Source organism: Solwaraspora sp. WMMD791 (assembly GCF_029581195.1).
Classification (GTDB): domain Bacteria; phylum Actinomycetota; class Actinomycetes; order Mycobacteriales; family Micromonosporaceae; genus Micromonospora_E.
Map to the genome: position 1 here is coordinate 1,797,873 of NZ_CP120737.1, position 24,407 is coordinate 1,822,279.

Consider the following 24,407-nt stretch of genomic DNA (forward strand, 5'->3'; position numbering starts at 1 on the left):
ACGACCACGCCCACCTCGCGGGGCCGATCCCACGGAAGGACATCGATGAGATCCATCGCACGAGCCCTGTCGCTGGTGCTGTTGGCCGGGGTGGCGCTGGTCGCGCCGTCGCCGGCCACGGCGGCACCCCGACCCGGCCCGGAACCAGGCGACACTCCGGCACGCGGTGCCGCCGACAAGATCGCACCGGAGCTGGAGCGGTCGCTGCAGTCCGCTGGCAGCACCGACCTGTGGATCCGGTTCAGCGAGCAGGCCGACCTGTCGCAGGCCCGCCAGATCGACGACTGGACGGCCCGGGGCGAAGCGGTCGTCCACGCGCTGCGGACCGCCGCCGCCACCAGCCAGACCAACGTACGGCACCTGCTCGACACCGAAGGGGTGACCTACCAGGCGTTCTGGGCGTCCAACGCGATCTACGTCCACGACGGTTCGTCGTCGCTGGCCCAGGAGCTGGCGGCCCGGCCCGACGTCGAGGGCCTGTACGAGCCGGTCGAGTACCAGCTGATCGACCCGGCGCCGGGCACACCCACCGCCGACGAGCCGACCCGGAGCAGCACAGCGGACGACGCCGTCGAATGGGGTGTCGCCAACATCAACGCCGACGACGTGTGGGACCAGTACGGCACCAAGGGTGCCGGCATCACCGTCGCCAACCTCGACACCGGCGTGCAGTTCGACCACCCGGCGCTGGTCGCCAGCTACCGGGGCAACCTCGGTGACGGCACGTTCGACCACGACTACAACTGGTTCGACGCCGACAGCGTGTGCGACGCGGCACCGTGTGACCGGGGCACGCACGGCACCCACACGATGGGCACGATGGTCGGCGACGGCGGCCCGGGCAACCGGATCGGGGTCGCCCCCGAAGCCACCTGGATCGCGGCGAACGGCTGCTGCCCGAGCGACGCCGCGCTGGTCGCCTCCGGCGAGTGGTTGCTGGCCCCGACCGACCTCGCCGGGCAGAACCCGGACGCGGGCAAGCGGCCACACGTGATCAACAACTCGTGGGGCAGCCGGGCACCGTCGATGGATCCGTTCATGGAGGACGTGATGACGGCGTGGGACGCCGCCGGCATCCTCGGCATCTGGTCCAACGGCAACAGTGGCTCGCTGGGCTGCCAGTCCAGCGGCTCTCCCGGTAGCCGAACGATCAACTACTCGGTCGGCGCGTACGACGCCGACAACCGGATCGCCGCCTTCTCGGGCCGGGGACCCGGCCAGGACGGCGAGTTCAAGCCGAACATCGCCGCCCCCGGGGTCGCGGTCCGTTCCTCCGGGCCGGGCAGCAGCTACTACACCGACGACGGCACCTCGATGGCGTCGCCGCACGTCGCCGGCGCGGTCGCGCTGCTGTGGTCGGCCGCGCCGTCGCTGATCGGCGACACCGACGCCACCCGGGAGTTGCTGGACCGTACCGCGATCGACACCGCCGACCCGCAGTGCGGCGGCACCGGCGCCGACAACAACGTCTTCGGCGAAGGCCGCCTCGACGCGCTGGCGCTGCTGGAAGCGGCACCGGTCGGTGACACCGGCACCCTGACCGGCACCGTCACCGACGCCGCCACCGGCGCGCCGGTCGAGGGCGCCACCGTCACCATCGACACCGAGCCGGCCCGCGAACGGACCACGGCGGCGGACGGCTCCTACTCGGCCCGGCTGACCGTCGGCACCTACCCGGTGACGGTCACCGCGTTCGGCTACGCTCCGCAGACCGCCGAGGCGACGATCACCGCCGGCGGCGCGACCACCGTCGACGTGGCGCTGACCGCGCTGCCGAGCGTGACGCTCAGCGGTCTGGTCCGCGACGGCTCCGGCCACGGCTGGCCGCTGTACGCCAAGGTCAGTGTCGACGGCACCGACGTCGACACGTTCACCAACCCGTTCACCGGCCGCTACCAGTTGGCCCTGCCCGCGCACGCGGCGTACACGCTGGTGGTCGAACCGCAGTACGACGGCTACGGCACCGTCGAACAGGCGGTCGAGCTGCGCGGCGGCAACCGGACCGTGGACGTCGCCGCGACGGTGGACCGGTGCGGGACCGCCCCGGGCTACGCGTTCTCCGCCGGCATCGGCATCCTCGGCGACGACGCCGGTCAGCTCGGCGGCTACCTCGACGAGCAGGGTGTGCCGACCACCGAGGTCGACTGGGACACCGACGTCACCGGCTACGACGCGATCATCGTCAACCGGCCGAGCAACCCGGGCCAGGAGACGTTCCTGCGGTTCCTGGCCGACACCGACGCCGCCGGCGTCGGCGTGCTGTTCCTCGACACCTGGTCCAACGTGGGCGGCAACGGCATCTACATGCTCAGCCAGTACACCGGCAACCCGGGTACCCGCAGCAGCGGCATCGTCTACGACACCGAGGGTGACCTGTCCTACCAGGTGATGCAGGAGCACCCGGTGGTCGCCGGCTTCCCGCTCGGCGGGCGGATCGCCTTCGACGAGACGGCGAACTACTCCAAGTACTACGGCTTCTTCGACGCCTGGGGCGGCGACGGCCGGATGGTGATCGCCAACGCGGTCACCTCGGAGGTCGGCACCGTCGGGGTCGGCATCGGCGTGCAGCAGCGGGCGAACAACCGGCACGTGCTGCTGTCGATGCACGCGGCCAGCTACAACACCGGACCGGCGATCTGGCACGACGACAGTGCCCGGGTGTTCCGCAACGCGGTCGACTGGATCGCCGAGACCGAGTTCGAGTGCCTCGTGGTCGACGGTGGCCTGGTCGCCGGCTTCGTCCGGGACGCCAATACCGGCACCGGGCTGGTGGGTGCGCAGGTCACGCCGGTGGACCGGGTCGGCGCGGGCACCCGTACCGTCGCCACGCCGACGGACCCGGGGATCGACGACGGGTTCTACGCGCTGTTCTCCCCCGCCGGCCGGCACCGCATCACCGCCTCGGCGAACCAGTACGCGCCGCTGACCCGGTGGGCCGACGTCGCCGAGAACTGGACCACCCGGCACAACTACAACCTGGCCGCCGGCCAGCTGACCGTCACCGGGGCACCGGTGCAGGCGACGGTACCGCTGGGCGGCACGACCACGGCCACCGTCACCGTGACCAACACCGGCGGCGCGCCGGCCGAGGTGGAGCTGGCCGAACGAGCCGACGACTTCGAGATCGCCCGCGCCGACGGCACCCGGGTCGGTTCCCGGGCACTCGCGTCGGCACCGGGCGCGCCGGTGCGCACCGTCGCGGTCGACGTACCGATCGAGCAGTTGGCCGGCGCGGACCCGGCGGCGGCGTTCGGGCCGGCCGCCGCGCCGGTGGCGACCGGCGTCCCCGCTCCGGCCACCGCACCGTGGCTGAACCTGCCGAGTCTGCCCCGCACGGTGATGGACAACAGCGCGGTCACCGTCGACGGCAAGCTGTACTCGTTCGGCGGATCCAGCAGCTCGACGTTGGCGGAGGTGTACGTCTTCGACCCGGCCGCCCAGACCTGGACCCGGCTCGCCGACATGCCCAACGGTGCCCGCAGTCAGGCCGCCGAAGGGGTGATCGACGGCAAGGTCTACCTGGTCAGCGGCTGGAGCGCGCTGAACACCGACACACTGATCTTCGACCCGGCCAGCGGCGAATGGAGTACGGGCGCCGACGTGCCGGCCGCGTCGGCCGCCGCCGGCTCGGCGGTGCTCGACGGCCAGCTGTACGTGATCGGGGGTTGCACCACGACCAACTGCACGCCGAACACCGACCAGGTGTTCCGCTACGACCCGCGCGGCGACAGCTGGGAGACCGTCGCCCCGTACCCGGTGCCGATCGGCTGGCAGTCCTGCGGTGCGGTCGCCGGACGGGTCATCTGCGCCGGCGGGCTGTCCAACAGCCAGCCGGTGACCGCCAGCTACTCCTACGACCCGACCGCCGACGCCTGGACGCCGGTGGCGGACCTGCCGGTGAACCTGTGGGGCTCGGCGTACCACAGCGCCGACAACCGGCTGCTGATCTCCGGCGGCGGCACCGGCCTTCAGGCGATCACCAACCAGGGGTACGCCTACGACCCGGTCACCGACGCGTGGTCGAGCCTGCCGGCGGCGAACAGTCCCGGTTTCCGGCCGGGCAGCGCCTGCGGGCTCTACCGGGTCGGCGGCTCGTCGGTCGCCGGTTTCCAGCCGACGGCCACCGTGGAGCTGCTGCCCGGCTTCGACCAGTGTGGGTCGACGCAGGACACCGCATGGTTGACGGTGGACCCGGCTACCGCGACGATCGCCCCGGGCGAGCAGGTCACGGTGACCGTGACGGTGCAAGCCGACGTGGCCCAGCCGGGCACCTACACCAGCAGCGTCGCCGTCTTCGAGGACACCCCGTACGCGGTCGACGCGGTGCCGGTGACGATGACGGTCACCCCACCGGACACCTGGGGCAAGATCACCGGTACGGTCTCCGCCGTCGGCTGCGACGGCGACCGGACCCCGGTCACCGGGGCGACGGTGCAGCTGAGCACCTGGACGATGGAGCTGCCGCTGGCCACCGGCACCGACGGCGGCTACGCCCACTGGCTCGACCACCGGCACAACCCGGTCACGATGATCGTGGCCAAGGACGGCTACATGCCGCAGACCCGCCAGACCCAGATCACCGCCGGTGGCGTACGGGTCGAGGACTGGGCGCTGCGTCAGGTGTGTGGCCGGTCGGCGGGGGTGTTGGAGACCAGCTGACGCGCTGGTGACCAGCTGACCCGTGAACCGGCTCACCGCTCGGTGACCCGTCGACGGTGAGCCATCTGAGCGTACGCCCCGAGGTGACCCCTCGGGGCGTACGCCGTGCGGTGGGCTCAGCTGACGACGCAGCTCGCCGACACTGCGGTGCTGCCGTTGCCGGAGGCCAGGAAGCCGAAACTGGCCGAGCCACCGGCCGGCAGGCTGCCGTTCCAGCTCACGTTGCGGGCGGTGACCGCCGCGCCGGTCTGGCTGACGGTGGCGTTCCACGCCTGGTTGACCTGCTGGCCGCCGCCGAGGGTGAGCGTAGTGGTCCACGCCGTCGTCGCCGTCGGACCGGTGTTGCGCACACTCACCTCGCCCTGGAAGCCGCCGTTCCACTGGCTGACCACCCGGTACGTGGCCGTGCAGGCCCCGCCGGTCGGCGGCGGCGTCGTCGGGACGACCGTCGGCGTCGGGGTGACTGGCGGGCTTACGGTCGTGCTGGGCGTCGGGTTCGGGGTGCCGGTCGCGCTCGGGGTCGGGGTCGGTGTGCCGAGGAGCCGCGCGATGGCGGGTGCGAACCGGTCGGCCATCTTGCGGAACCCGGCGTCGTTGGGGTGTACGCCGTCGCCGGTGTCGGTCGCGGCGTCGAACCCGGTCCACTGGTCCACCACCGCGACCGGTGACCTGGCGGTGGTCAGGCCGGCCGCCCAGCCGACGATCCGGTTGTTCAGGGTGACCGTGTCCGCCGGGCAGGTGGCGCAGCCGTGGTGCGGGATGATCTGCGCGACGAGAATCTTCATGTCCGGGTTGTTCGCCCGCATCTGCCCGACCAGGGTGGTGAACGCGGCCATGATGACGTCCATCGACTGCCAGCCGCCCCACAGGTCGTTGGTCCCCAGGTGCATCACCACGATGTCCGGGTCGGCCGCGTCGAGCCACGGCGGCAGCTGGTTGTCGTTGGCGATGCCGACCGCCGAGAAGCCGCCGTGTCCTTCGTGGTCGGGGTCGTACGAGAAACCGTAGTTGCAGCTGCCGCCGTCGGAGGCGCTGCCGACGAAGTCGATGTCGGTGTGCCCGGCGCGACGCAGCTGGTCCCAGACCAGGGCCCGCCAGCAGCCAGGACCGGCGGTGATGGAGTCGCCGAGCGGCATGATCCGCACTGGGGTGGCGGCCGAGGCAGCGGGGGCCGCCACCACCGCCAGGCCGAGGGCCATGGCGAGGGCGGCGAGCACGGCGTACACAGTGGTTCTTCGTGACATGGTCGATCCTTCCGAGGTCACACCGGTGTCGGCGGCCGCAGAAGCGGTGGCCGCCGACACGACAGACGGGGACCGTCGATGGGAGCGCACCCTCAGTTTTGTTTAGATTCCCTACTAAGTCAACGACCGGTCCTGGTCGGTGACCTGGAACCCCACCCCGGCGTCCCAGATGCGGGCGACATCCGCCTCGGTGATTCCGTACCCGGTGAACCGCTCCACCGCGACCAGCCCCTTCTCGACCCGGTCGCGGGGCACGTCGAAGTCGAGGCCGGCGATCGCCTCGGCGACGACCGGGGCGACCTCGGTGTCACCCCACGGCTCGAACGACTCGATCAGCTCACCCCGCTCGGCGAAGGACAACCGGGTGACCGCGTTGACGTTCCAGAACATGCTCGCCGCTCGACCCCGGACCGACGCCGTACGCAGCACCGACCCGTGGGTGCCCTCGTACCCGTTGACCTCCACCACGATCACCGCGCCGCCGGTGTCACGCACGGTCACCCAGGGACCGAGGCGACCCCCGCCGTACATCTGCCGCTCGATGTCGCCGATCGCCGTCGGTCGGGCCGGGTCGGCACCGAAGGCCCGTAGTACGTCGTCGACGGTGATGCCGGTAGCCACCGTGACGGTGCCGGCGACCGACAGTTGACCGCGCCGGACCCAACGGTAGGCGTGCTCCGGTCGGGGCTGCCGCACCGGCTCCGGCTCACCACGCAGCCGGTGGCCCAGTCGATCGGTCCGCAGGTGTACGACCTCCGGCGCGGGCGGTGCCGGCCACACCACCAGTTCGTAGCGTTCGAACTCGTTGTCGCCGTCGTCGCGCCCCTGAGCATGTACCCGCAGCCGGTAGTCGCCGGGCCACGGCGCGGTCCGGTTACGCCGTCGCTGCCGCCACGGACCGCCACCCACGTCGGCCGCTGCCACCAGCGACGCCCGCCCCTGCGCAGCCCGCCAGCTGACCTCGACGACCTCCTCCCAGCCGGACAGCGACACCTCCTCCGGCGGCTGCGCCAACACCGCGAACTCCACCGAGACGGCGCCGTCCGCGGCACCGGTACGGACCACGACACCACCGTCGACGGCCGCGACCAGCCCGTTGCCGGCGAACGCGTCGTCGGTCACCACGGGCAGGGCGGGTCGCGGTCCTTCCCACAGCGCGAACCGGTGACCGGTCACCTCGACCCGCTCGAAGCTGCGCATCGGCACGAACTCGTCGCGGATCCGGGCGAGCAGCGCGTCGGCGTACCCTGGCGGCATCGGTGCCCGCCGCAGAATCTCCACGGCCACGCCGAGCCCCAGCCCGACCGTCGCCACCGCCCGGTCGACGATCGGCGGAATCCGGGCCTGGTCGACGACGGCGACGGCGGTCGCCACCGCCAGCGCGAGATGTCCGGCACCGTGCCGTGCCGCTATCGCCGCCTCGCGGTCGGAGCCGGACCTCGCACTGTCGACGTCGGACCCGTCGTCGGCTCCCGGCCCGGCCACCAGCAGCGGCGCGACGTGGGGGTGGGCCGCGAGTCGCCGAGTCAGCGCCTCGACCAGGTCGACGGTGCCTGGGCGCAACCGCTCCAACAGCGTCACCGCCGCCGGCGCCTCGCCGCCGTAACCGGTCGTCGCGAACAGGAACTGGCCGCAGGCCGGCGGCGGGGGCAGCAGCTGCGACAGGTCCGGCACCCCGGACAGGGTGAGATCGGCGACCGTCAGCTCCAACGCGCCGAGCAGCCGTTCGGTCGGCAGGTGTCCCGGGCCGCGCAGCGCCACCAGCGCCGCCGGTTCGGCCGGCACACCGGTAGCGGTGCGAGGCGGAGCCGCAGCGACCATCCCATTTGGGCCCCAACCGTCCCGGCCGGCCACGATCTCGTCGTCGGGCACCGCCAGCCGCCACAGCCGGGCGGCCGGGCCCGCCGGAATCCGGCCGGCGATCAGCGGTACGGCATCCCCAACCGCCCGCGCACACTCCGCTACCAGCACATCCGACAACTCGTCCATCGGCAACTCCCCCGCCGCGTCGGCACAGCACATCGCCGGGAGGCTACTGACCGGGTCTGACAGGTACTGGGCCCATGCTGTCGTGGTGAAAACCAGTCTCACCCAACATCCCGTACGGCGGCTGGATCGACGAACTGCTGCTCCTGCGCGTCGCCACTTCTTACTCGGCGAGCGGCACGACGACGACCGGCTCATGACCTGACCGGGTGACCACGACCTCCTCGGCGTCGTTGACGACGCTGTCGAGTTCGGCAGCCAGATTCTGCCTCGGCTGGGTGCATTTCACCGTCCGCATGGTCACCTCCGCAAGGACAGAAAACCGTGTCTCGAGTACCGGTTCCGATCATGCCCTGCGGGCAGGCCGGTCGCGCAGCACGTCGGCGATCATGCGGTGCCCCTGGGCTTCGAACCGCTCGTCACCCACCCGGTACGCCCACCCGGCGGTGCCGATCGCCTCGCGGACCTGGGTGCGACGCCATGCGTCGGCCGTACGCGGGTCGGTGCCGTAGCCGTCGAGGAACGCCGCTTCGAGGCCCGGCGTACGACGGAAGTCGTTGACCGCCAGCCGGGCCAAGTCGGTGTACGCGGGACGCAGCGCCGCGCGACCGAAGTCGATCACGCTGACCACGCCGCCGTCGACAAGCCAGTTGCGCGGGTGCCAGTCGCCGTGGGTGGGCACCAGGGTCGCGGTTGGCGTCGGCCAGCTGGCGATCTCGGCGCGCAACCGCCGTACCGTGTCGTCGTCGATCCGGTGCGGGCCGGCCAGCCAGGCCAGCGACCTGGCGTTCTCCCGCTGCTCGTAGTCGTCGTCGGTGACGGCGGTCTGGGCGTGCAGCATCGCGAGCAGCCGGCCGGCCTGCCGGTGGATGTCCGGGTCGTCGGCGTACCCGCTGCCCAGTGCCAGCTCACCCGGCAGGAACCGGGTGACCAGCAGCTTCGCCTCGCTGCTGCCGTACGCCAGCGTCGGAGCGCGGCCGATGCGGGTCCACGGGCCCAGCCAGTGCCGGTGGGCGTGCAACTCGCGGGCGAGGTGATGGTCGTCGTCGCCGCCGGCCTTGACGATGAATTGTGACCCGGCGTAGCTGACCTCCAGGACGGTGGTCGACACCAGGCCCCAGCTGTGGTCCCGCTCGACGATCGCGCCGGGCAGCCAGCGGTCCAGCAACGACCGCTGCTGCCCGGTGAGCGTGCCGAGCGCCGGGTCCACAGCCCCGGATCATACGGCCGGGCGCGCTGCCGAGTTCCAGTTGATGGCGGTCTCGTTGGCCGACCAGGCTTCCCGGTTGTCGGCGCAGCACAACCCGCGGCGCACAACCATGCAGATTGCCGGCTTGTCAGTTGGTGCAGAGCGCACTGACCGTGACGTTGTAGACGTGCCAGGAGCCGTCCGGCGCGGAGTACACCTGGCTGGAGTTCGTCGCCCAGTTCGTACAGGCGACCCCGGCTGCGAGAATGTCGGCTCGAGCGGCCTGGGAACCGTTCTGGATCGCGATGGTCGAGGTGGCACCACCGCCCTGCCGGGTGGCCGAGCGCGCGACGGTATACGACGGCAGCGGGGCGGCTACACAGTAGCCGGTGGCTGTCGCCTCGTAGATGTACGCCGAACCGTCGGGCGCGGTGTAAAGGTGTCGCGGCGCCGGGACCGTGACATTGCTGCAGGTCTCGCCGAGGCTCGCGGCGAGCGAGGTGAGGGCGGCACGGGCGTTGCTGGCCGCGTTCTGCTGCCCGGACGCCGGGCTCGGTCCCCACCCGGTGGCCGTGGCCGACCGCCACGTGGCGGCCTGCGCCGCCGTAGCCGGGAGCGCGAAGAGTCCCATGGTGGCAGCCAGAGCGACGACCATCAGCCGGCGGATCAGTCCGCCCATTCGGCTGTCGGAACCGTTCATGTGTTTCTACCTTTCTGACCGGTAATCACCGCGTCAACCCCATAGATCCAGGACCCTACTGTGACATCCGTCAATGTATTGGAACCTTCGGCAGCCGGACATCGTCCACTTGGGTCAGGCCCGCCCGGCGACCTGGCCGATGGTCAGCCGAGATGCCCGCCCACCAGGGTCACCGCCGATCACCAGCAGGTGACCGAACCGGGTCCGACCGAACCGGGCGGCCGGGATAGTGAAGGCGGTGTTGACTTCGAGCGTGCTCAAAGTGGGAACCTTTCGCCGTACCTGAGATCTCGGCGGAAGGAACGTAGGGCGATGGAGATACGAACCCTCGGCAGTCTCGGACCGGTCAGCGTCCTCACCCTCGGCGGGGGCGGGCTGGGCCAGGTATGGGGCGTCACCGACCGGGACGAGGCGGTGGCGACCGTACGGGAAGCGGTCGACGCCGGCATCGACCTGCTCGACGTCGCCCCCGGCTACGGCGACGGCGAAGCGGAACGGGTGGTCGGCGCGGCGTTCGACGGCACACTGCCGGCCGGCGTACGGGTCGTCACCAAATGCGGGCTGGGCAACCCGGCCGCCGGTGACGTCGCGGCGCTGCTGGAGAAGTCCCTCGACGACAGCCTGCAGCGGATGAGACTGTCCACCGTCGACGTTTTCCTGCTGCACAACCCGATCGTGGCGCAGGCCGCGCCGGGCACCGCCGGGGTGACTTCGGTCGGCCTGTTCACCGAGGCCGTCCGGCCGGCGTTCGAGGACCTGGTCCGGCGCGGCCGGATCGGCGCGTGGGGCGTCACCGCCGTCGAGGAGCCGGACGTGATCATCCAGGTGTTCGGCGATCAGCCGCCGCCGGCCGTGGCCCAGTGCGTGACGAACCTGCTGGACTCCCCCGGCGACCTGCTGCGGCCGGACGGCGACGGTTCCCGACCGCGCGACATCCTGTCGGCCGCCGGCCGGTACGGCGTCGGGGTGATGGGCATCCGCGCGGTCGCGGCCGGCGCGTTCACCGACGCCGTGGACCGGAACCTGCCGTCGGAGCATCCGACGATGGTCGACTTCCGGCGGGCCGCGCCGCTGCGTGAGCTGGCGGGTGAGCTGGGCGAGTCGGTTGCGTCGCTGGCGCACCGGTACGCGCTGTCGATGCCCGGCGTCGACACCGTCGTCCTCGGCGTGAAGAACCGTGCCGAGCTGCGCGAATGCCTCGCGGCGGTGGCCGCAGGCCCACTCCCGGCCGACCTGATGGCGACCATCGAAGGCCGCGTCGGCACAACGGACCGCGTCGGCGCTCAGATATCCAAGTAGCGGGGCGGCACCGCATCGGTGAGCCACACCCCGTTGGCGCTGCGATAGAACAGGTGACCGTCCCGGGCCATCGCCGCCGCGTCGACGGTGAGGACCACCACGCCACCGGCCCGTCGGGCACCCACCCGACGGGCGGTGTCGGTGTCAGCGGACAGGTGTACGTGGTGGCGCCGGGCCCGGTGCAGCCCGGTGGCCCGGATCGAGTCGAGCGCGGCGGCGGTGGTGCCGTGGTAGAGCCGCACCGGCGGTGGCAGTGCGACCAACCCCAGGTCGATCGGGACCGAATGCCCCTGGTTGGCCCGGATCTGCTCGGTGCCCTCGGGGTCGCGGCGCAGCGCGAACCGTTGTTTGCTGTCCCGCTCGACGACGGTGTCCAGCTCCAGCCGGGTGATCCGCAGCGCGGCGAGCAGGTCCGTCACCCGGACCCAGCCGGCCGGGTCCAGCTCGAGCGCGAACCGGTCGGGCGCGTGACGCAGCGCCAGCGACATCCGTTTACTCAGTTTGACCAATACCTTGTCGTTCACATCTGCATTGTGGCCGGCCGGCGCACGCGCCCGCACCGGCATTGCCGCCAGCCCAGCATGCCCCACCAGAGCATCACCGGTAGGTGCAGGAGGTAGCCGAACTGTTCCTCCGCCACAGACGGCCCGGCGGTCCCGGTCGTCCACGGTAGAACCACAGCGGCGGCACCGGACACTGCGACGGCCACCCCGGCGCGACGCAGCCCGGTCGGCAACGCGACGCCGGACGTTGCCGCCACGGTCGCGGCCACCCAGAGCAGCCCGGCGACGTTGACCAGCCACTTCGCGGTGAGCAGCACACCGTGGGCGACAGCAGCGGCGGCCGGTTCGCTGGGGTCGGCGGCGAGCTGGGTGACCGCCAGGTTCCCAGCGTCGTGCAGCAGACCGGCGAGGCCGGCACCGGCCAGCAACCCGCCGGCCAGCACGGACAGGTGTGCTCGGGGACGGTCGGGCCGCGCGGCCAGCACCAGACCGGCGGCGAGCAGGGCGAGCCAGCCGATCACGTCAAAGGCCAGCTCGATCAGATGCAGCTCGACCCGGGCGTGTACCGCCGCCAGCACGGCGGCCGGATCGGCCGGATTCAGGGTCAGCCCGGATGGCACGGCGATGCCGACACCGGCGAGCATGGCAAGCAACGACCCCAGCAGCAGTACGCTCGTCAACCGGGCAGCGCAATCACGTTCAACGGCACTCATGGCGGCACGCTAGAACTCTGACGCAGGGGCAGAGTAAACACAGCGAGCAGGAGGCACCGGCGTGTGGCGAATCGGTGAGCTGGCGCGCATGGTCGGGGTGTCCGAGCGCACCCTGCGGCACTACGACAAGGTAGGGCTGCTGCCGCCGGCCGCGACCGACCAGCTGACCGGCTACCGCTGGTACGGTGCGGCCGAGCTGACCCGGCTGGAACGCATCCGTGGCCTGCAACGCCTCGGGCTGCCGCTGCGCCGGATCGCCGACCTGCTCGACGCCCCCGACGCCCAACTGCGGCAGGCCCTGGCCGAGACCGTGGCGGCGCTGCGCGACGACATCGCCGCCCGTACGGCGACGATCGCCGCCGCCGAGGACCACCTCACTGGTACGGCGTCGGTGCTGCCGCAGGTCGCCCGGGTCGGTCTCCGCCGGCTGCGGGTGCGGCACGTACGGGTGGCCGATCCCACCGAGTTGGCGGCGCTGTGTCGACAGCAGCCGCCGACGGTCCTGCTGACCTGGCTACGTTGCCGGCCGGCGACCCGTTTCCGGGCGGCGGTGACGACCGACGGGCCCGGCGAGCGGCTCGACCTGCCCGCCCGTACGGTGGTCCGGGCCGTCGTGCCGCCGACGACCGGCGTGGTCCGCGCCGGACTCGACCTGTTCGCCTGGCTGCCCCGCCAGTACCTGACGGTCGCCGGTCCCACGACGGAGGATCAACTGGTCGACGGCGACGGTGCCGCTGTCACCGTCCTGGAGATCCCGGTCGCGGCCCGCCCGGACCGGCCGACCCTCCCGCACCAGCACGCCCGGCCGGCTCGGTGACCGGGGCCGAAGTGTCAGCCGGGTGTGGTTACCTACCGTCATGCCGCATCCGATCATGTTCGACGACGCCGACCCGCTGCTCGCCGAAGTACGCCGGCTCGCGCTGGCCTTCCCCGACGCCGCCGAGAAGATCTCGCATGGGCATCCGGCGTTCTACACCACCAAGGTGTTCGCCTACTACGGCGGCTCGGTGAAGGTCGACGGCGTCTACCAGCAGCATGATCACTCCGTGCTGGTGCTGATGGACCCGGACGAGCGGGCGGCGCTGCTGGCCGAGCCACGCTGTTACGCCCCGGCGTACCTGGCCAGCTCCGGCTGGGTCGGGGTGGACCTGGCCGACGACACCGACTGGGCGGAGATCGGCGAGCTGCTCGACGCCAGCTACCGGCGGACCGCCGGGCCCCGTCGGGTCGCCCAGCTCGACGCCCGATAGGTCGACGGGTCGACAGAACCCCATCCGACAGAACCCGATATCGATCACACAAGCTATCCGGAATTTATCCGATCTCCATCATGGACTCCGATCCGTCGTACTGATAGAGGTAGAGGTGGCATTCGACGCACCGCCCCACCATCAGCAGATCGGGGATCCGACAATGCACGAGGTGCACCACATCATTCGTACCCTGCGCACCGAGCGCGGACTGTCCCAACAGCAGCTCGGCGCGTTGATTCAGCTCAGCGCATCGTCGATCGGCAGCTACGAGAACGGCCGCCTGGTCCCGGTGCAGCAGAACGCGAAGATCCTCGACGACGTTCTGGGCAGCGGCGACCGCGTGCAGCGCGCCAGCGCCGAGGCGCGCGGGATGTCCTTCGCCGGCTTCCTGCGCCCGTGGGCCGAAATGGAGGAGCGGGCCACCCTGCTGCGGTCGTTCCAGCTCGCGGTCGTGCCGGGTCTGTTGCAGACCCGCGAGTACGCCGAACGGCTGTTGCGCGTCGGCCCGGTCGACGACGTGCCGACCCGGCTGGCGAACCGGCTCACCCGCCAGCAGGTGCTCACCCGCGCCGACGACCCGGCCGAGTTCATCGCCGTCATCGACCGCAGCGTGCTGCACCGCCAGGTCGGCACGCCGGAGCAGATGGCCGAGCAGCTGCGCGGTCTCGCCGAGGCGGCGGCCCGCCCCAACGTCTGGGTGCACGTGGTGCCGGGCAGCGCCGACGCCTACCACGGGCTCAACGGCTCGTTCGCTTTGGCGACCGTGGACGATCACGTGTTCGGCTACGTCGATTCCATTTCGGCGGTGACGTGATCAGCAACCCGGCCGACGTGCAGACATTGGAGCGGTCCTGGGAAGGTGTCCGCAGCTATGCTCTGCCTGTCGAGGAATCCCACGACATGATCCTGAAAGCGGTGCAGACATGGAGCTGAGCACCACCCCTCGTTGGCGCAAGTCGACCCGCAGCAACCCGGCTGGCGGTGACTGTGTCGAGGTCGCCGACAACGTCCCTGGCCGGGTATACGTCCGCGACACCAAGGACCGCGACGGCGGCACCCTGACCTTCGCCCCCGCCGCCTGGTCCGCCTTCGTCGCCCTGGCCAAGACCACGTCCGTACGCTGACCCGGCCCCACCGGCTGTGCGCTGGGTCAGCCGGTGAGGAAGCGGTGGGCGTTGCCGCCGCGCAGGGCGGCCCGCTGGTCGGCGGTGAGGAAGTCCGCCTTGTCGATCACCGCGCCGATCGGCCGCTCCCCCAGCGGGTACGGGTAGTCGCTGCCCAGCAGCACCCGGTCGGCACCCATCGTGTCGACCAGCAGCCGCAGCGCCGCCGGGTCGAAGACGACCGAGTCGACGTAGAACCGGTCGACGTAGTGGCTCGGCGGGTGCTGCGAGCGGCCCCGTACCACGTCGCCCCGGCGGTGCCAGGCGTTGTCGGCGCGGCCCAGCCAGAACGGGAAGCTGCCACCCCCGTGGGCGAAGCAGATCCGCAGCGTACGGGGCAGCTGGTCGAAGCCGCCGCCGAGGATCAGCGCGAGAATCGACAGGTGGGTTTCGGCGGGCATGCCGGACAGCCAGCGCACCATCCACCGGTCCAGCCGTGGCCCGTCGGGCATGTCCCAGGGGTGGACGAAGACGGGTGCGCCGACGTCGGCACAGTGCCGCAGGAAGGCGAGGATGCCGGCGTCGTCGAGGTCCCGGTCACCGACGTGGTTGCCGATCTCCACCCCGACGTGCCCGGCGGCCAGGCAACGGTCCAATTCGGCGCAGGCGGCGTCCGGGTCCTGCAACGGCACCTGGCAGAACGGGACCAGCCGGCCGCCACCGGCGGCGGTGACCTCCAGGGTGAGGTCGTTGAAGATCCGGGCCACCTTGATCGCCTGGTCGGCGGGGCGGTCGTAGGCGAAGAAGACCGGCGTCGGCGAGACCACCTGCACGTCGACCCCGTCTGCGGCCATGTCGGCCAGCCTCGTCGCCGGGTCCCAGGTCTGCGGGCCGACCGGACGGAACTCCGTCTGGCCCACCATGATCATGGCGGCCCGTTCGGAGTCGACGCGCAGCCACGGCCAGCCGGTCCCGCCGCACGCGGCGGCAAGGTCCGGCCAGCCCTTGGGCACCAGGTGGGTGTGGACGTCGATGGTCTGCCCGGCGTCGGTCACGGCGAGGCTCAGCCCTTGCCCGGGTGCAGCGCGCCGCACTTGTCGCAGGTGCGGGCGGCTTCGTCGGCGTAGAAGGCGGTGAAGACCGGTGGCAGGTCGGCAACGATGTCGCGGACCTGCAGCTCCACCTCGTGCACCAGGTTGCCGCAGTCGAGGCAGTACCACTGGAACTTCTCCAGGGTGCCCTCCTCGCGGACCCGTTCGATGACCACGCCGATCGAGCCGGCTTCGGGGCGCTGCGGCGAATGCGGTACGTAGCCGGGCAGCACCCACATCTGGCCTTCGCGGATGTGCACGGTCTGCGGGCCGTCGTCGGTCATCAGGTTGACGTGCATGTTGCCTTTGACCTGGTAGAAGAACTCCTCGTACGGGTCGACGTGGAAGTCGGTGCGCTGGTTGGGGCCGCCGACGACCTGCACGATGAAGTCGTTGCCGGTGGGGAACATCTGCTTGTTGTTGACCGGCGGCTTGAGCAGATGCTCGTTCTCGCTGATCCAGTTGGGGAAGTTGACCGGTTCGGCGATGTCGCTCACGGGTGTCGCTCCTTCCGGGTGGGGGCGTCGGCGGGCACGACCGCGACGGCCTGGATCTCGATGAGCAGGTGCGGGTGTGGCAACTGGTGGACGGCGACGGTGGTGCGGGTCGGTCCGGTGTGGTCGAAGTGTTCGGCCCAGACCTGGTTGTAGCCGCCGAAGTCGTTCATGTTGACCAGGTACGTGGTGACCGAGACCAGGTCGGCGAGGCTGGCACCGGCGGCGGCGAGCAGGTCGGCGATGTTGGCGATCACCGCGCGGGTCTGCTCGCGGATGTCCAGTGTGGTGGTGCCGAACTCGTCGACGCTGGCACCGGCGATGGTGTTGTCGGGGCGGCGGCTGGAGGTGCCGGAGACGAAGATCAACCCGCCGGCGACCTTGACGTGCGGGAACGCCCCGCGCGGGGTGGCCTTGCCGGCGACCAGGTGCGCGGTCACGGCGTACCTCCGGTAGTGGTGAAGGCGGCGGTGCCGAGCCCCTGCACGGTGGCCCGCACGTGCACGCCGGGGGCCAGCGGCACCGCGGCGGTGGCCGCGCCGGCCAGGAAGATCCAGCCGCCCTGCAGGGCCGGGCCGTGCCGGTCGGCCAAGGCGATGCCGGCGGCGAGCGCCCGGCGCGGGTCGCCGAGGATGGCCGCCGTCGACCCGGTCTGCACCGTGCGTCCGTCCACCTCCAGCAGTACGCCGAGATTGTCGACGCCGTCCGGGACCGGCTGCCACGGCCCGACGGTGAACAGGGCGGCCGAGGTGTTGTCGGCGATCACGTCCGGCAGCGAGAAGGTGAAGTTGGCGTACCGGGAGTCGATGACCTCCAGGGCGGGGGCGACGGCGCGGACCGCGTCGGTGAACGGCATCCCGGGTGTCGGCGGGCGGTCGAGGAGGAAGGCGATCTCCGGCTCGACCCGGGGGTGGATCAGCCCGGAGATGTCGGCGCTGCCGCCGTCGGGGACCGCGGTGGCGGCGGTGAGCTGGCCGAGGATCGGGGAGTCGACGCCGACCTGCGCCATCTTCGCCTTGCTGGTCAGCCCCATTTTCGCGCCGACGAGCCGGTCGCCCCGGCCGGTGCGGCGGGCGATCAGCGCCTGCTGCACCTGGTACGCGGCGTCGACGCCGACGCTGTGCGCCTCGGCGAGCTGCGGGATCGGGGTGCCGGTGACCGCCGCATCGTCGAGTCGGGCGGCCAGCTCGGCGAGGTCGACGTCTGTGCTGGTCACTGGCTGCCTCCGTGGGCGGTGTTGGCGGCGTCGGCGAGGTCGAGCGCGACGTCGGTGATCATGTCCTCCTGGCCGCCGACCATCCGGCGGCGGCCGAGTTCGACCAGGATGGACCGCACGTCGAGGCCGTAGCGGTCGGCGGCGCGTTCGGCGTGGCGCAGGAAGCTGGAGTAGACCCCGGCGTAGCCCAGCGACAGGGTTTCCCGGTCGACCCGGACCGGCCGGTCCTGCAGCGGACGGACCAGGTCCTCGGCGGCGTCCATCAGCGCGAACGTGTCGCAGCCGTGTTTCCAGCCGTGCAGGTCCGCGACGGCGGTGAAGACTTCGAGCGGGGCGTTGCCGGCCCCGGCACCCATCCCGGCGAGGGAGGCGTCGACCCGGGTGGTGCCGTGCTGCACGGCGACGACGCTGTTCGCCACACCGAGGGACAGGTTGTGGTGGGCGTGGATGCCGATCTGGGTGCCCGGGTCGAGCACGGCCCGATACGCGTCGACCCGGGCGGCGACGTCGTCCATCAGCAGCCGGCCGCCGGAGTCGGTGACGTAGACGCAGTGCGCCCCGTACGACTCCATCAGTTTGGCCTGCGCCGCGAGGCCGGCCGGGGTGTTCATGTGCGACATCATCAGGAACCCGGCGACGTCCATGCCGTTGTCGCGGGCCCAGGAGATGTGCTGGGCGGCGATGTCGGCCTCGGTGCAGTGGGTGGCGATCCGCACGCTGGTGACGCCGAGGTCGCGGGCGGCCCGCAGATCGTCGATGGTGCCGATGCCGGGCAGCAGCAGAGTGGTCAACGTCGCCCGGCTGATCGACTCGGCGGCGGCGGTGATCCAGTCGGCGTCCGACGCCGCGCCGTGGCCGTAGGTGACGCTGGAGCCGGCCAGCCCGTCGCCGTGGGCGACCTCGATGGCGTCGACGCCGGCGGCGTCCAGCGCGGCGGCGATCGCCCGGACCTCGTCGACCGTGTAGCGGTGCCCGATGGCGTGCATGCCGTCGCGCAACGTCACGTCCTGTACGTACAGCCGGGTCATGACCGTGCCCCCTCTCGGACAGCGACCAGACGTTCGGCGGTGCGCAGCGCCGCCGACGTCATGATGTCGAGGTTCCCGGCGTACGCGGGCAGGTAGTGCCCGGCACCAGAGACCTCCAGGAACACCGACACCTGGGTGCCGGTGAACCGGCCGCCCAGCGCCGGCACGTACGCGTCGACCGGGTCGAACTGCACCCGCTGCTTGAGGCGGTAGCCGGGCACGTACTCGGCGACCGACGCCACCATGGTCTGCACCGAGTCGGCGACCGCGCCGGTGTCGACGCCGGCCGGGATCAGGCAGTAGACGGTGTCGCGCATCAGCAGCGGCGGGTCGGCCGGGTTCAGCACGATGATCGCCTTGCCCTTGCCGGCACCGCCGACGACTTCCAGGGCGCGGGCGGTGGTCTGGGTGAACTCGTCGATGTTGGCCCGGGTGCCCGGGCCGGCCGAGCGGGACGCGATCGAGGCGACGATCTCCGCGTACGCGACCGGGGCCACCGCGGCGACGGCGGCGACGACCGGTACGGTGGCCTGCCCACCGCAGGTGACCATGTTGACGTTCGGCTCGGCCAGGTGCGCGTCCAGGTTGACCGGCGGCACCACGTACGGGCCGATCGCGGCCGGGGTCAGGTCGACCACGGTCCGCCCGTTCGCCTGCAGGATCTCGTTGTTGCGTCGGTGCGCGCCGGCCGACGTGGCGTCGAAGACGAGTCGCACGTCGGCGAACTCGGGCATCGCCACCAGGCCGTCGACGCCGTCGGCGGTGGTCGCCACGCCGAGGCGGCGGGCGCGGGCCAGCCCGTCCGATTGCGGGTCGATGCCGACCATCGCCACCATCCGCAGCGACTCCGACAGCCGCAGCACTTTGATCATCAGGTCGGTGCCGATGTTGCCCGACCCGATCACCGCCACCCCGACACCCACTACGACCCCTCCCCTGACTCGCCACCGGCCGACCGGTCGGCCGGTTTGGCGCTGAATCTGGTCCGTACCGTGCCGAGCCCGGCGATCCGCGCCTCGTACGCCGCCCCCGGGGTGACCGGCACCATCGGGCCGAGCGCACCGGAGAGCACGATGTCGCCGGCCCGCAGCGGATCCCCGGCGGCGGCCATGGTCGACGCCAGCCAGGCGACGGCGTGCACCGGGTTGCCGAGGCAGGCGGCTCCGGCGCCGACCGACACCGGTTCGCCGGCCGACTCGAGCACCATGCCGCATTCGCGCAGGTCAACCGTGGCGGGCGGCACCGGCCGGTCGCCGAGGACGAACAGGCCCGACGAGGCGTTGTCGGCCACGGTGTCCACGATCGAGATGTCCCAGTCGGTGATCCGGGAGTCGACGATCTCGATCGCCGGCAGCAGGAAGTCGGTGGCCCGCAGCACGTCGACCACGGTCGCCGGCCCGTCCGGCAGGTCGGTGCCGAGCACGAACGCCACCTCGGCCTCCACCCTCGGCTGGATCAGCCCGGCCAGGTCGACCTCGTCGCCGTCGCCGACCGCCATGTCGGCGAAGAGCACCCCGAAGTCGGGCTGGTAGACGCCGAACGCGGCCTGCACCGCCGGCGACGTCAGGCCGATCTTCGCCCCGACCCGGCGGCGGCCGACGGCCGACCAGCCGGCGACGGTCGCCCGCTGCACCGCGTACGCGGCGGCCACGTCACCGGCGGGCAGCAGCCGGTCGCGTAGCGGCGGGCACGGCACCCCGGTGTCGTACGCCCCGGTCACCGCCGCGACGGCGGCCTCGATGTCCACAGTCATGTCAAGTCCACACAGACGTTGGTCAGTTCGGAGTAGAAGTCCAGCGAGTGCACGCCGCCCTCCCGGCCCACGCCGGAGGCCTTCACCCCGCCGAACGGGGTACGCAGATCCCGCAGGAACCAGGTGTTGACCCAGACGATGCCGGCGTCCAGTCTGGCGCCGGCCCGGTGCGCCCGCCCCACGTCGCGGGTCCACACCGTCGCGGCCAGGCCGTAGTCGGAGTCGTTGGCCAGCGCGAACGCCTCCTCCTCGGTGTCGAACGGCGCGATGTGGCAGATCGGGCCGAACACCTCTTCGCGCAGCAGCCGTGCCGAGGAGCCCAGCCCGGTCAGTACGGTCGGCTGCACGTACGCGCCGCCGTCGCGGGCGTCATCGAAGGTCGGCACGCCACCACCGGCGAGTACGTCGGCGCCTTCGACGCGGGCCAGGTCGTAGTAGCCGAGCACCTTGTCCCGGTGACCGTGCGAGATCAGCGGCATCGTCGAGATCGTCTCGTCGGCGGGCCAGCCGTACCGGGCGTCGCGGGCGGCGGCCGCCAACCGGTCCACGAACTCGTCGAAGACCGGCCGCTGCACGTAGAGCCGCTCGGTGCACAGGCACACCTGGCCGCCGTTGGTGAACGACGACCGCACCGAGCCGGCGACGGCGGCGTCCAGGTCGGCGTCGGCGAAGACCAGGCCGGCGTTCTTGCCGCCCAGCTCGAACGAGACCGCCTTCACCCCGTCGGCGGCTGCCCGCATGATCGCCGACCCGGTCGCCGACTCACCGGTGAAGGTGATCGCGTCCACCCCGGGGTGGGTGGTCAGCCACTCCCCCGCCGCGCCCGGCCCGAAGCCGTGCACCAGGTTGAACACCCCGTCGGGTACGCCGGCCGCCGCCATCACCTCGGCCAGCAGCGTCGCCGACGCCGGGGTTTCCTCGCTGGGCTTGACGACGACGGCGTTGCCGCAGGCCAGCGCCGGGGCGACCTTCCAGGTGAGCAGCAGCAGCGGCAGGTTCCACGGCACGATGACCGCGACGACGCCGACGGGTTTGCGGACCGCGTAGTTCAGTGCCCGGCCGCCGCTCGGGGTGACCGTGGTGAACGACTCGGTCGGCGCGGTGGCGGCGATCTCCGCGAACGCCCGGAAGTTCGCCGCCCCGCGCGGGATGTCCAGGGTGCGGGCCTGGCTGACCGGTTTACCGGTGTCGGCGACCTCGGCAGCGACCAGGTCGTCGAAGCGGCGGTCCAGCTCGTCGGCGACCGCGCGCAGCACCGCCGCCCGGTCCCGTTCGGCCATGCCGCCCCAGGGTCCGCGTAGCGCCGACCGGGCCGCCGCGACGGCCGCGTCGACCGTCGAGGAGTCGGCCTCAGCCACCTCGAAGACCGTCTCCCCGGTCACCGGCGACACCTTCGCAAACCGCTTCCCGGCGTCGACGAACCGGCCGCCGACGAAGTTGCGCAGCAGGCCGGGGCCGTCGGCGGCCGGCCGGCCGGCGTACAGGTCGGGGTGCCACAAAGTCATGAGCGTCCCTTCCGGGCAGACCCGCGTCCCTTTCGGACAGACCGGGTGACGGCGGCGCCGAGTGCCCCTACTATCAGCGCCGCCGTCCCGGCCACCGTCGCCGCCAGCAGCTGGTGCTGGCGGCGGACCCGACGCCTGACCTCGGCGTACGGGATGGTGGTGAAGGAGACCATCTCGTAGCGGGACACGTAACGCCCCGGCAACGCCCGTTCCAGGGCGTGTTCGACCTTGCGGAACGTCTGGAACGTCGGGGAGGCGACCTTGTCGCGCATCTCGACGAAGTTCGCCAGCGCCATCTGGGCGATCGCTTCGGCGTTGGCCTGGCGGCGGGACTGGTACAGCGGCAGGGCCGCCGCCCAGTCGCCGCCGGTGTCGTCGAGGCAGCGGTCCAGCTCGACGACGTCCTCGAAGGCACAGTTGGCGCCCTGACCGTAGAACGGCACGACCGCGTGGGCGGCGTCGCCGACCAGCGCCACCCGGCCGCCGACCTGCCACGGGTCGCAGCGCACCGTGCCGAGCAGGCCGACCGGGTTGTGCTGGTAGTCGTCGACCAGGTTCGGCGCCAGCGGTGGCACGTCCGGGTAGTGCTCGCGGAAGTGCCGCTCGATCGCCGCCGGGCTGCTCAGCGAGGCGAAACTCGACGTACCGCCGGTCGGCCAGAACAGGGTGCAGGTGAAGGAGCGGTCCGGGTTCGGCAGGGCGATCATCATCGACGTGCCGCGCGGCCAGATGTGCAGCGCACCCGGGTCGAGGGCGTAGTCGCCGCCGACCGCCGGGATGGTCAGCTCCTTGTAGCCGTAGTCGAGGAAGTCGAGGCTCTCGTCGACCAGTCCGTGGGCGAGCAGCTGGCCGCGTACCGCCGAACCGGCGCCGTCGGCGCCGAGCACCACCCGCGCGGCGGCCTGGACCTTGCCCTGCGGCGTGTCGAAGGTCGCCTCGCCGGTGGCCGGGTCGAGGCCGACGAGCCGGTGGTCGAAGACGACGGTGACCCCGGGTGCGGCCTCGGCGGCGTCGAGCAGGGCGTTGTTGAGCGCGCCCCGGCTGATCGAGTTGATCGCCCGCTGCCCGTCGGCACTGTACGGCTGAAAGTCCAGGTCACCGGCGACCGGGTGGATCATCCTGCCGCGCATCGGCAACGCGTCGGCGAGCACCTGGTCGGCCAGGTCGATGCGGCGCAGCGCGTCCAGGCCGCGTTCGGACAGCGCCAGGTTGATCGACCGGCCGCGTTCGGCGGTGCCGCGTCGCGGGTCCGGCCGCCGCTCGTAGAGGGTGACCGGCAGGCCCCGGCGGGCCAGGAAGCAGGCGAGCAGGCTGCCGGCCAGGCCGGCGCCGACCACCGCGACCGGTGCGCGCTCAGACATCGTCGCCGCCTTCCGTCGGGAGGGTCGCGGCGAGCGCCCGCGCGGCCCGCCAGCAGTCGTGGTACGTCGAGTACAGCGGCACCGGGGCGAGCCGGACGATGTCCGGTTCGCGGGCGTCGGCGATCACCCCGTGCTCGTGGCGCAGCCGGGCGGTCAGCGCGTGCGCCCCCGACCCGCCACCGCCGGCAGCCGACGTGGCGATCCGCAGGGACAGTTGGCAGCCGCGCCGGGCCGGGTCCCGGGGGGTGACGACGTTGACCGGCCGACCCGGCAGGATCTCGTCGAGCAGCTGCTCCAGGTAGCCGGTGAGCCGTTCGCTGCGTTCCCGCAGCGCCGTCATGCCGACCTTGTCGAAGATCTGCAACGAGGTACGGACCGGACCCATCGCGAAGATCGGCGGGTTGGAGATCTGCCAGGCGTCGACGCTGGCCGGCGGACGGGACACCGGGATCATCTCGAACCGGGTCGCCGGCTCGGTGCTCCACCAACCTTCGAAGCGGGCCAGCGTCGCGTCGCCGTGGTGGCGTTCGTGCACGTACGCGCCAGCGAGGGCCCCCGGCCCGGAGTTGAGGTACTTGTAGGAGCACCAGGCGGCGAAGTCGACGCCCCAGTCGTGCAGCCGCAGCGGCACGTTGCCGGCGGCGTGCGCCAGGTCCCAGCCGACGATCGCCCCGGCGGCCCGGCCGGCCTCGGTGATCGTCGGGATGTCCAGCAGCTCACCGGTCAGGTAGTTGACCCCGCCGAGCAGCACCAGCGCCACCCGGTCGCCCTCGGTGCGCAGGTAGTCCACGATGTCTTCGGTGCGTAGCGTGTCCTCGCCGGGACGGGGCCGCAGCCGGACCACCGTACGGTCGGGGTCGAGGCCGTGGAAGACGGCCTGGCTGCGCACCGCGTAGCTGTCCGACGGGAACGCCGAGTCCTCGATGACGATCCGGTTGCGCGCGCCGGCCGGCCGGTAGAACGACACCATCAGCAGGTGCAGGTTGACCGTCAGCGAGTTCATCACCACGGCCTCGCTGGGCAGGGCGCCGACCAGTCGCGCGGCGGGGTCGGTGAGAAGTTCGTGGTACGGCAGCCACGGCCGGCCGGCTTCGAGGTGGCCTTCGACGCCGAGCCGGGCCCAGTCGTCGAGGTCGTCGAGCAGCTCGGCGCGGGTGGCCTTCGGTTGCAGACCGAGGGAGTTGCCGGCGAAGTAGGCGACGTCGGGGTGGTCGCCGCCGGTGGCCGGCGGGATGTGGAACAGGTCGCGGTGCCCGGGGTCGGCGGCGTCGCGGCGACGGGCGTCGTCCTCAGTGAACATGCGGCAGCCT

24 protein-coding genes are annotated in these 24,407 nt (G+C 71.9%); 6 read left to right on the top strand and 18 right to left on the bottom strand.

The features are described 5' to 3' along the window. Positions 1-45: 45 nt before the first annotated feature. Positions 46-4,659 carry a S8 family serine peptidase gene (locus tag O7623_RS07785; RefSeq protein WP_282227917.1) on the top strand — a complete coding sequence of 1,538 codons (4,614 nt, stop codon included), beginning with the start codon at positions 46-48 and terminating at the stop codon, positions 4,657-4,659. A 116-nt stretch (positions 4,660-4,775) separates the two neighbouring features. Here O7623_RS07785 and O7623_RS07790 read toward each other — a convergent pair whose 3' ends face one another. From O7623_RS07790 to O7623_RS07815, 6 genes are all read right to left on the bottom strand, one after another. After that, positions 4,776-5,903, bottom strand: a complete 1,128-nt coding sequence (locus O7623_RS07790; protein ID WP_282227918.1) for a cellulose binding domain-containing protein — start codon at positions 5,901-5,903, stop codon at positions 4,776-4,778. Positions 5,904-6,017: 114 nt separating this feature from the next. Further along, positions 6,018-7,892 carry a DUF6461 domain-containing protein gene (locus O7623_RS07795; protein ID WP_282227919.1) on the bottom strand — a complete coding sequence of 625 codons (1,875 nt, stop codon included), beginning with the start codon at positions 7,890-7,892 and terminating at the stop codon, positions 6,018-6,020. 160 nt (positions 7,893-8,052) lie between these two features. Next, positions 8,053-8,187 (bottom strand): type II toxin-antitoxin system Phd/YefM family antitoxin, encoded by a 135-nt coding sequence (locus O7623_RS07800; protein ID WP_282227920.1) that lies wholly within the window; start codon positions 8,185-8,187, stop codon positions 8,053-8,055. A 48-nt stretch (positions 8,188-8,235) separates the two neighbouring features. After that, entirely contained in the window at positions 8,236-9,099 is an 864-nt protein-coding gene (locus tag O7623_RS07805; RefSeq protein WP_282227921.1) for a phosphotransferase, read from the bottom strand. Between the two features lie 127 nt (positions 9,100-9,226). After that, positions 9,227-9,778 (bottom strand): hypothetical protein, encoded by a 552-nt coding sequence (locus O7623_RS07810; protein ID WP_282227922.1) that lies wholly within the window; start codon positions 9,776-9,778, stop codon positions 9,227-9,229. Positions 9,779-9,892: 114 nt separating this feature from the next. After that, positions 9,893-10,039 carry a hypothetical protein gene (locus O7623_RS07815; protein ID WP_282227923.1) on the bottom strand — a complete coding sequence of 49 codons (147 nt, stop codon included), beginning with the start codon at positions 10,037-10,039 and terminating at the stop codon, positions 9,893-9,895. Between the two features lie 51 nt (positions 10,040-10,090). On the opposite strand from O7623_RS07815, the gene O7623_RS07820 reads away from it, so the two are divergent. Beyond that, a complete protein-coding gene (locus O7623_RS07820) occupies positions 10,091-11,077 on the top strand; it encodes an aldo/keto reductase (protein WP_282227924.1) in 987 nt (328 codons plus the stop codon). Here the strand turns inward: O7623_RS07820 and O7623_RS07825 are convergent. Continuing rightward, complete coding sequence (locus tag O7623_RS07825; protein ID WP_282227925.1) at positions 11,062-11,601, bottom strand: RNA 2'-phosphotransferase; 540 nt, start codon at positions 11,599-11,601, stop codon at positions 11,062-11,064. The two genes, O7623_RS07820 and O7623_RS07825, sit on opposite strands and share 16 nt — an antisense overlap. Then, positions 11,598-12,293, bottom strand: a complete 696-nt coding sequence (locus O7623_RS07830; RefSeq protein ID WP_282227926.1) for a hypothetical protein — start codon at positions 12,291-12,293, stop codon at positions 11,598-11,600. Before O7623_RS07830 ends, O7623_RS07825 begins: the two co-directional genes overlap by 4 nt. Positions 12,294-12,354: 61 nt before the next feature. Here O7623_RS07830 and O7623_RS07835 point away from each other — a divergent pair, with 61 nt between their 5' ends. The 4 genes from O7623_RS07835 to O7623_RS07850 all read left to right on the top strand — a co-directional run bounded on the left by O7623_RS07835 (position 12,355) and on the right by O7623_RS07850 (position 14,670). Further along, positions 12,355-13,110: a MerR family transcriptional regulator gene (locus O7623_RS07835; protein WP_282227927.1), complete on the top strand. Its 756-nt coding sequence runs from the start codon at positions 12,355-12,357 to the stop codon at positions 13,108-13,110. A gap of 40 nt (positions 13,111-13,150) precedes the next feature. Next, positions 13,151-13,543, top strand: a complete 393-nt coding sequence (locus O7623_RS07840; RefSeq protein WP_282227928.1) for an MmcQ/YjbR family DNA-binding protein — start codon at positions 13,151-13,153, stop codon at positions 13,541-13,543. A gap of 172 nt (positions 13,544-13,715) precedes the next feature. Continuing rightward, positions 13,716-14,360: a helix-turn-helix transcriptional regulator gene (locus O7623_RS07845; protein ID WP_282227929.1), complete on the top strand. Its 645-nt coding sequence runs from the start codon at positions 13,716-13,718 to the stop codon at positions 14,358-14,360. Between the two features lie 109 nt (positions 14,361-14,469). Continuing rightward, on the top strand, positions 14,470-14,670 hold the full coding sequence (locus tag O7623_RS07850) for a DUF397 domain-containing protein (protein WP_282227930.1): 201 nt from the start codon (positions 14,470-14,472) through the stop codon (positions 14,668-14,670). Between the two features lie 26 nt (positions 14,671-14,696). Here the strand turns inward: O7623_RS07850 and O7623_RS07855 are convergent, their stop codons facing one another. The 10 genes from O7623_RS07855 to kynU are packed head-to-tail and all read right to left on the bottom strand — an operon-like array spanning position 14,697 to position 24,397. Further along, positions 14,697-15,704, bottom strand: coding sequence for an amidohydrolase family protein (locus O7623_RS07855; RefSeq protein ID WP_282227931.1), 1,008 nt, complete (start codon positions 15,702-15,704; stop codon positions 14,697-14,699). An 8-nt stretch (positions 15,705-15,712) separates the two neighbouring features. After that, on the bottom strand, positions 15,713-16,237 hold the full coding sequence (locus tag O7623_RS07860; RefSeq protein ID WP_282227932.1) for a 3-hydroxyanthranilate 3,4-dioxygenase: 525 nt from the start codon (positions 16,235-16,237) through the stop codon (positions 15,713-15,715). Further along, the gene (locus O7623_RS07865; RefSeq protein ID WP_282227933.1) at positions 16,234-16,674 is read right to left on the bottom strand and encodes a RidA family protein; all 441 of its coding nucleotides are present in this window, start codon (positions 16,672-16,674) and stop codon (positions 16,234-16,236) included. Before O7623_RS07865 ends, O7623_RS07860 begins: the two co-directional genes overlap by 4 nt. Continuing rightward, positions 16,671-17,450, bottom strand: a complete 780-nt coding sequence (locus O7623_RS07870) for a fumarylacetoacetate hydrolase family protein (RefSeq protein ID WP_282227934.1) — start codon at positions 17,448-17,450, stop codon at positions 16,671-16,673. Before O7623_RS07870 ends, O7623_RS07865 begins: the two co-directional genes overlap by 4 nt. Then, positions 17,447-18,478: a 4-hydroxy-2-oxovalerate aldolase gene (dmpG, locus tag O7623_RS07875; protein ID WP_282227935.1), complete on the bottom strand. Its 1,032-nt coding sequence runs from the start codon at positions 18,476-18,478 to the stop codon at positions 17,447-17,449. Before dmpG ends, O7623_RS07870 begins: the two co-directional genes overlap by 4 nt. Continuing rightward, the gene (locus tag O7623_RS07880) at positions 18,475-19,401 is read right to left on the bottom strand and encodes an acetaldehyde dehydrogenase (acetylating) (RefSeq protein ID WP_282227936.1); all 927 of its coding nucleotides are present in this window, start codon (positions 19,399-19,401) and stop codon (positions 18,475-18,477) included. The genes dmpG and O7623_RS07880 overlap by 4 nt, the downstream gene beginning before the upstream one ends. Beyond that, positions 19,401-20,231 (bottom strand): fumarylacetoacetate hydrolase family protein, encoded by an 831-nt coding sequence (locus tag O7623_RS07885; RefSeq protein ID WP_282227937.1) that lies wholly within the window; start codon positions 20,229-20,231, stop codon positions 19,401-19,403. The genes O7623_RS07880 and O7623_RS07885 overlap by 1 nt, the downstream gene beginning before the upstream one ends. Beyond that, positions 20,228-21,736 (bottom strand): 2-hydroxymuconic semialdehyde dehydrogenase, encoded by a 1,509-nt coding sequence (locus O7623_RS07890; protein ID WP_282227938.1) that lies wholly within the window; start codon positions 21,734-21,736, stop codon positions 20,228-20,230. Before O7623_RS07890 ends, O7623_RS07885 begins: the two co-directional genes overlap by 4 nt. Then, positions 21,733-23,097 (bottom strand): NAD(P)/FAD-dependent oxidoreductase, encoded by a 1,365-nt coding sequence (locus tag O7623_RS07895; protein WP_282227939.1) that lies wholly within the window; start codon positions 23,095-23,097, stop codon positions 21,733-21,735. Before O7623_RS07895 ends, O7623_RS07890 begins: the two co-directional genes overlap by 4 nt. Continuing rightward, on the bottom strand, positions 23,090-24,397 hold the full coding sequence (gene kynU / locus O7623_RS07900) for a kynureninase (protein WP_282227940.1): 1,308 nt from the start codon (positions 24,395-24,397) through the stop codon (positions 23,090-23,092). Before kynU ends, O7623_RS07895 begins: the two co-directional genes overlap by 8 nt. Positions 24,398-24,407 lie beyond the last annotated feature (10 nt).

What these genes read in the sequence shown, in the direction of transcription:
- O7623_RS07785 (WP_282227917.1), top strand. Translation starts at nt 46, where the DNA reads ATGAGATCCATCGCACGAGCCCTGTCGCTGGTGCTGTTGGCCGGGGTG.
- O7623_RS07790 (WP_282227918.1), bottom strand. Translation starts at nt 5,903, where the DNA reads ATGTCACGAAGAACCACTGTGTACGCCGTGCTCGCCGCCCTCGCCATG.
- O7623_RS07795 (WP_282227919.1), bottom strand. Translation starts at nt 7,892, where the DNA reads ATGGACGAGTTGTCGGATGTGCTGGTAGCGGAGTGTGCGCGGGCGGTT.
- O7623_RS07800 (WP_282227920.1), bottom strand. Translation starts at nt 8,187, where the DNA reads ATGCGGACGGTGAAATGCACCCAGCCGAGGCAGAATCTGGCTGCCGAA.
- O7623_RS07810 (WP_282227922.1), bottom strand. Translation starts at nt 9,778, where the DNA reads ATGAACGGTTCCGACAGCCGAATGGGCGGACTGATCCGCCGGCTGATG.
- O7623_RS07820 (WP_282227924.1), top strand. Translation starts at nt 10,091, where the DNA reads ATGGAGATACGAACCCTCGGCAGTCTCGGACCGGTCAGCGTCCTCACC.
- O7623_RS07830 (WP_282227926.1), bottom strand. Translation starts at nt 12,293, where the DNA reads ATGAGTGCCGTTGAACGTGATTGCGCTGCCCGGTTGACGAGCGTACTG.
- O7623_RS07840 (WP_282227928.1), top strand. Translation starts at nt 13,151, where the DNA reads ATGCCGCATCCGATCATGTTCGACGACGCCGACCCGCTGCTCGCCGAA.
- O7623_RS07850 (WP_282227930.1), top strand. Translation starts at nt 14,470, where the DNA reads ATGGAGCTGAGCACCACCCCTCGTTGGCGCAAGTCGACCCGCAGCAAC.
- dmpG (WP_282227935.1), bottom strand. Translation starts at nt 18,478, where the DNA reads ATGACCCGGCTGTACGTACAGGACGTGACGTTGCGCGACGGCATGCAC.
- O7623_RS07885 (WP_282227937.1), bottom strand. Translation starts at nt 20,231, where the DNA reads ATGACTGTGGACATCGAGGCCGCCGTCGCGGCGGTGACCGGGGCGTAC.
- O7623_RS07890 (WP_282227938.1), bottom strand. Translation starts at nt 21,736, where the DNA reads ATGACTTTGTGGCACCCCGACCTGTACGCCGGCCGGCCGGCCGCCGAC.
- O7623_RS07895 (WP_282227939.1), bottom strand. Translation starts at nt 23,097, where the DNA reads ATGTCTGAGCGCGCACCGGTCGCGGTGGTCGGCGCCGGCCTGGCCGGC.
- kynU (WP_282227940.1), bottom strand. Translation starts at nt 24,397, where the DNA reads ATGTTCACTGAGGACGACGCCCGTCGCCGCGACGCCGCCGACCCCGGG.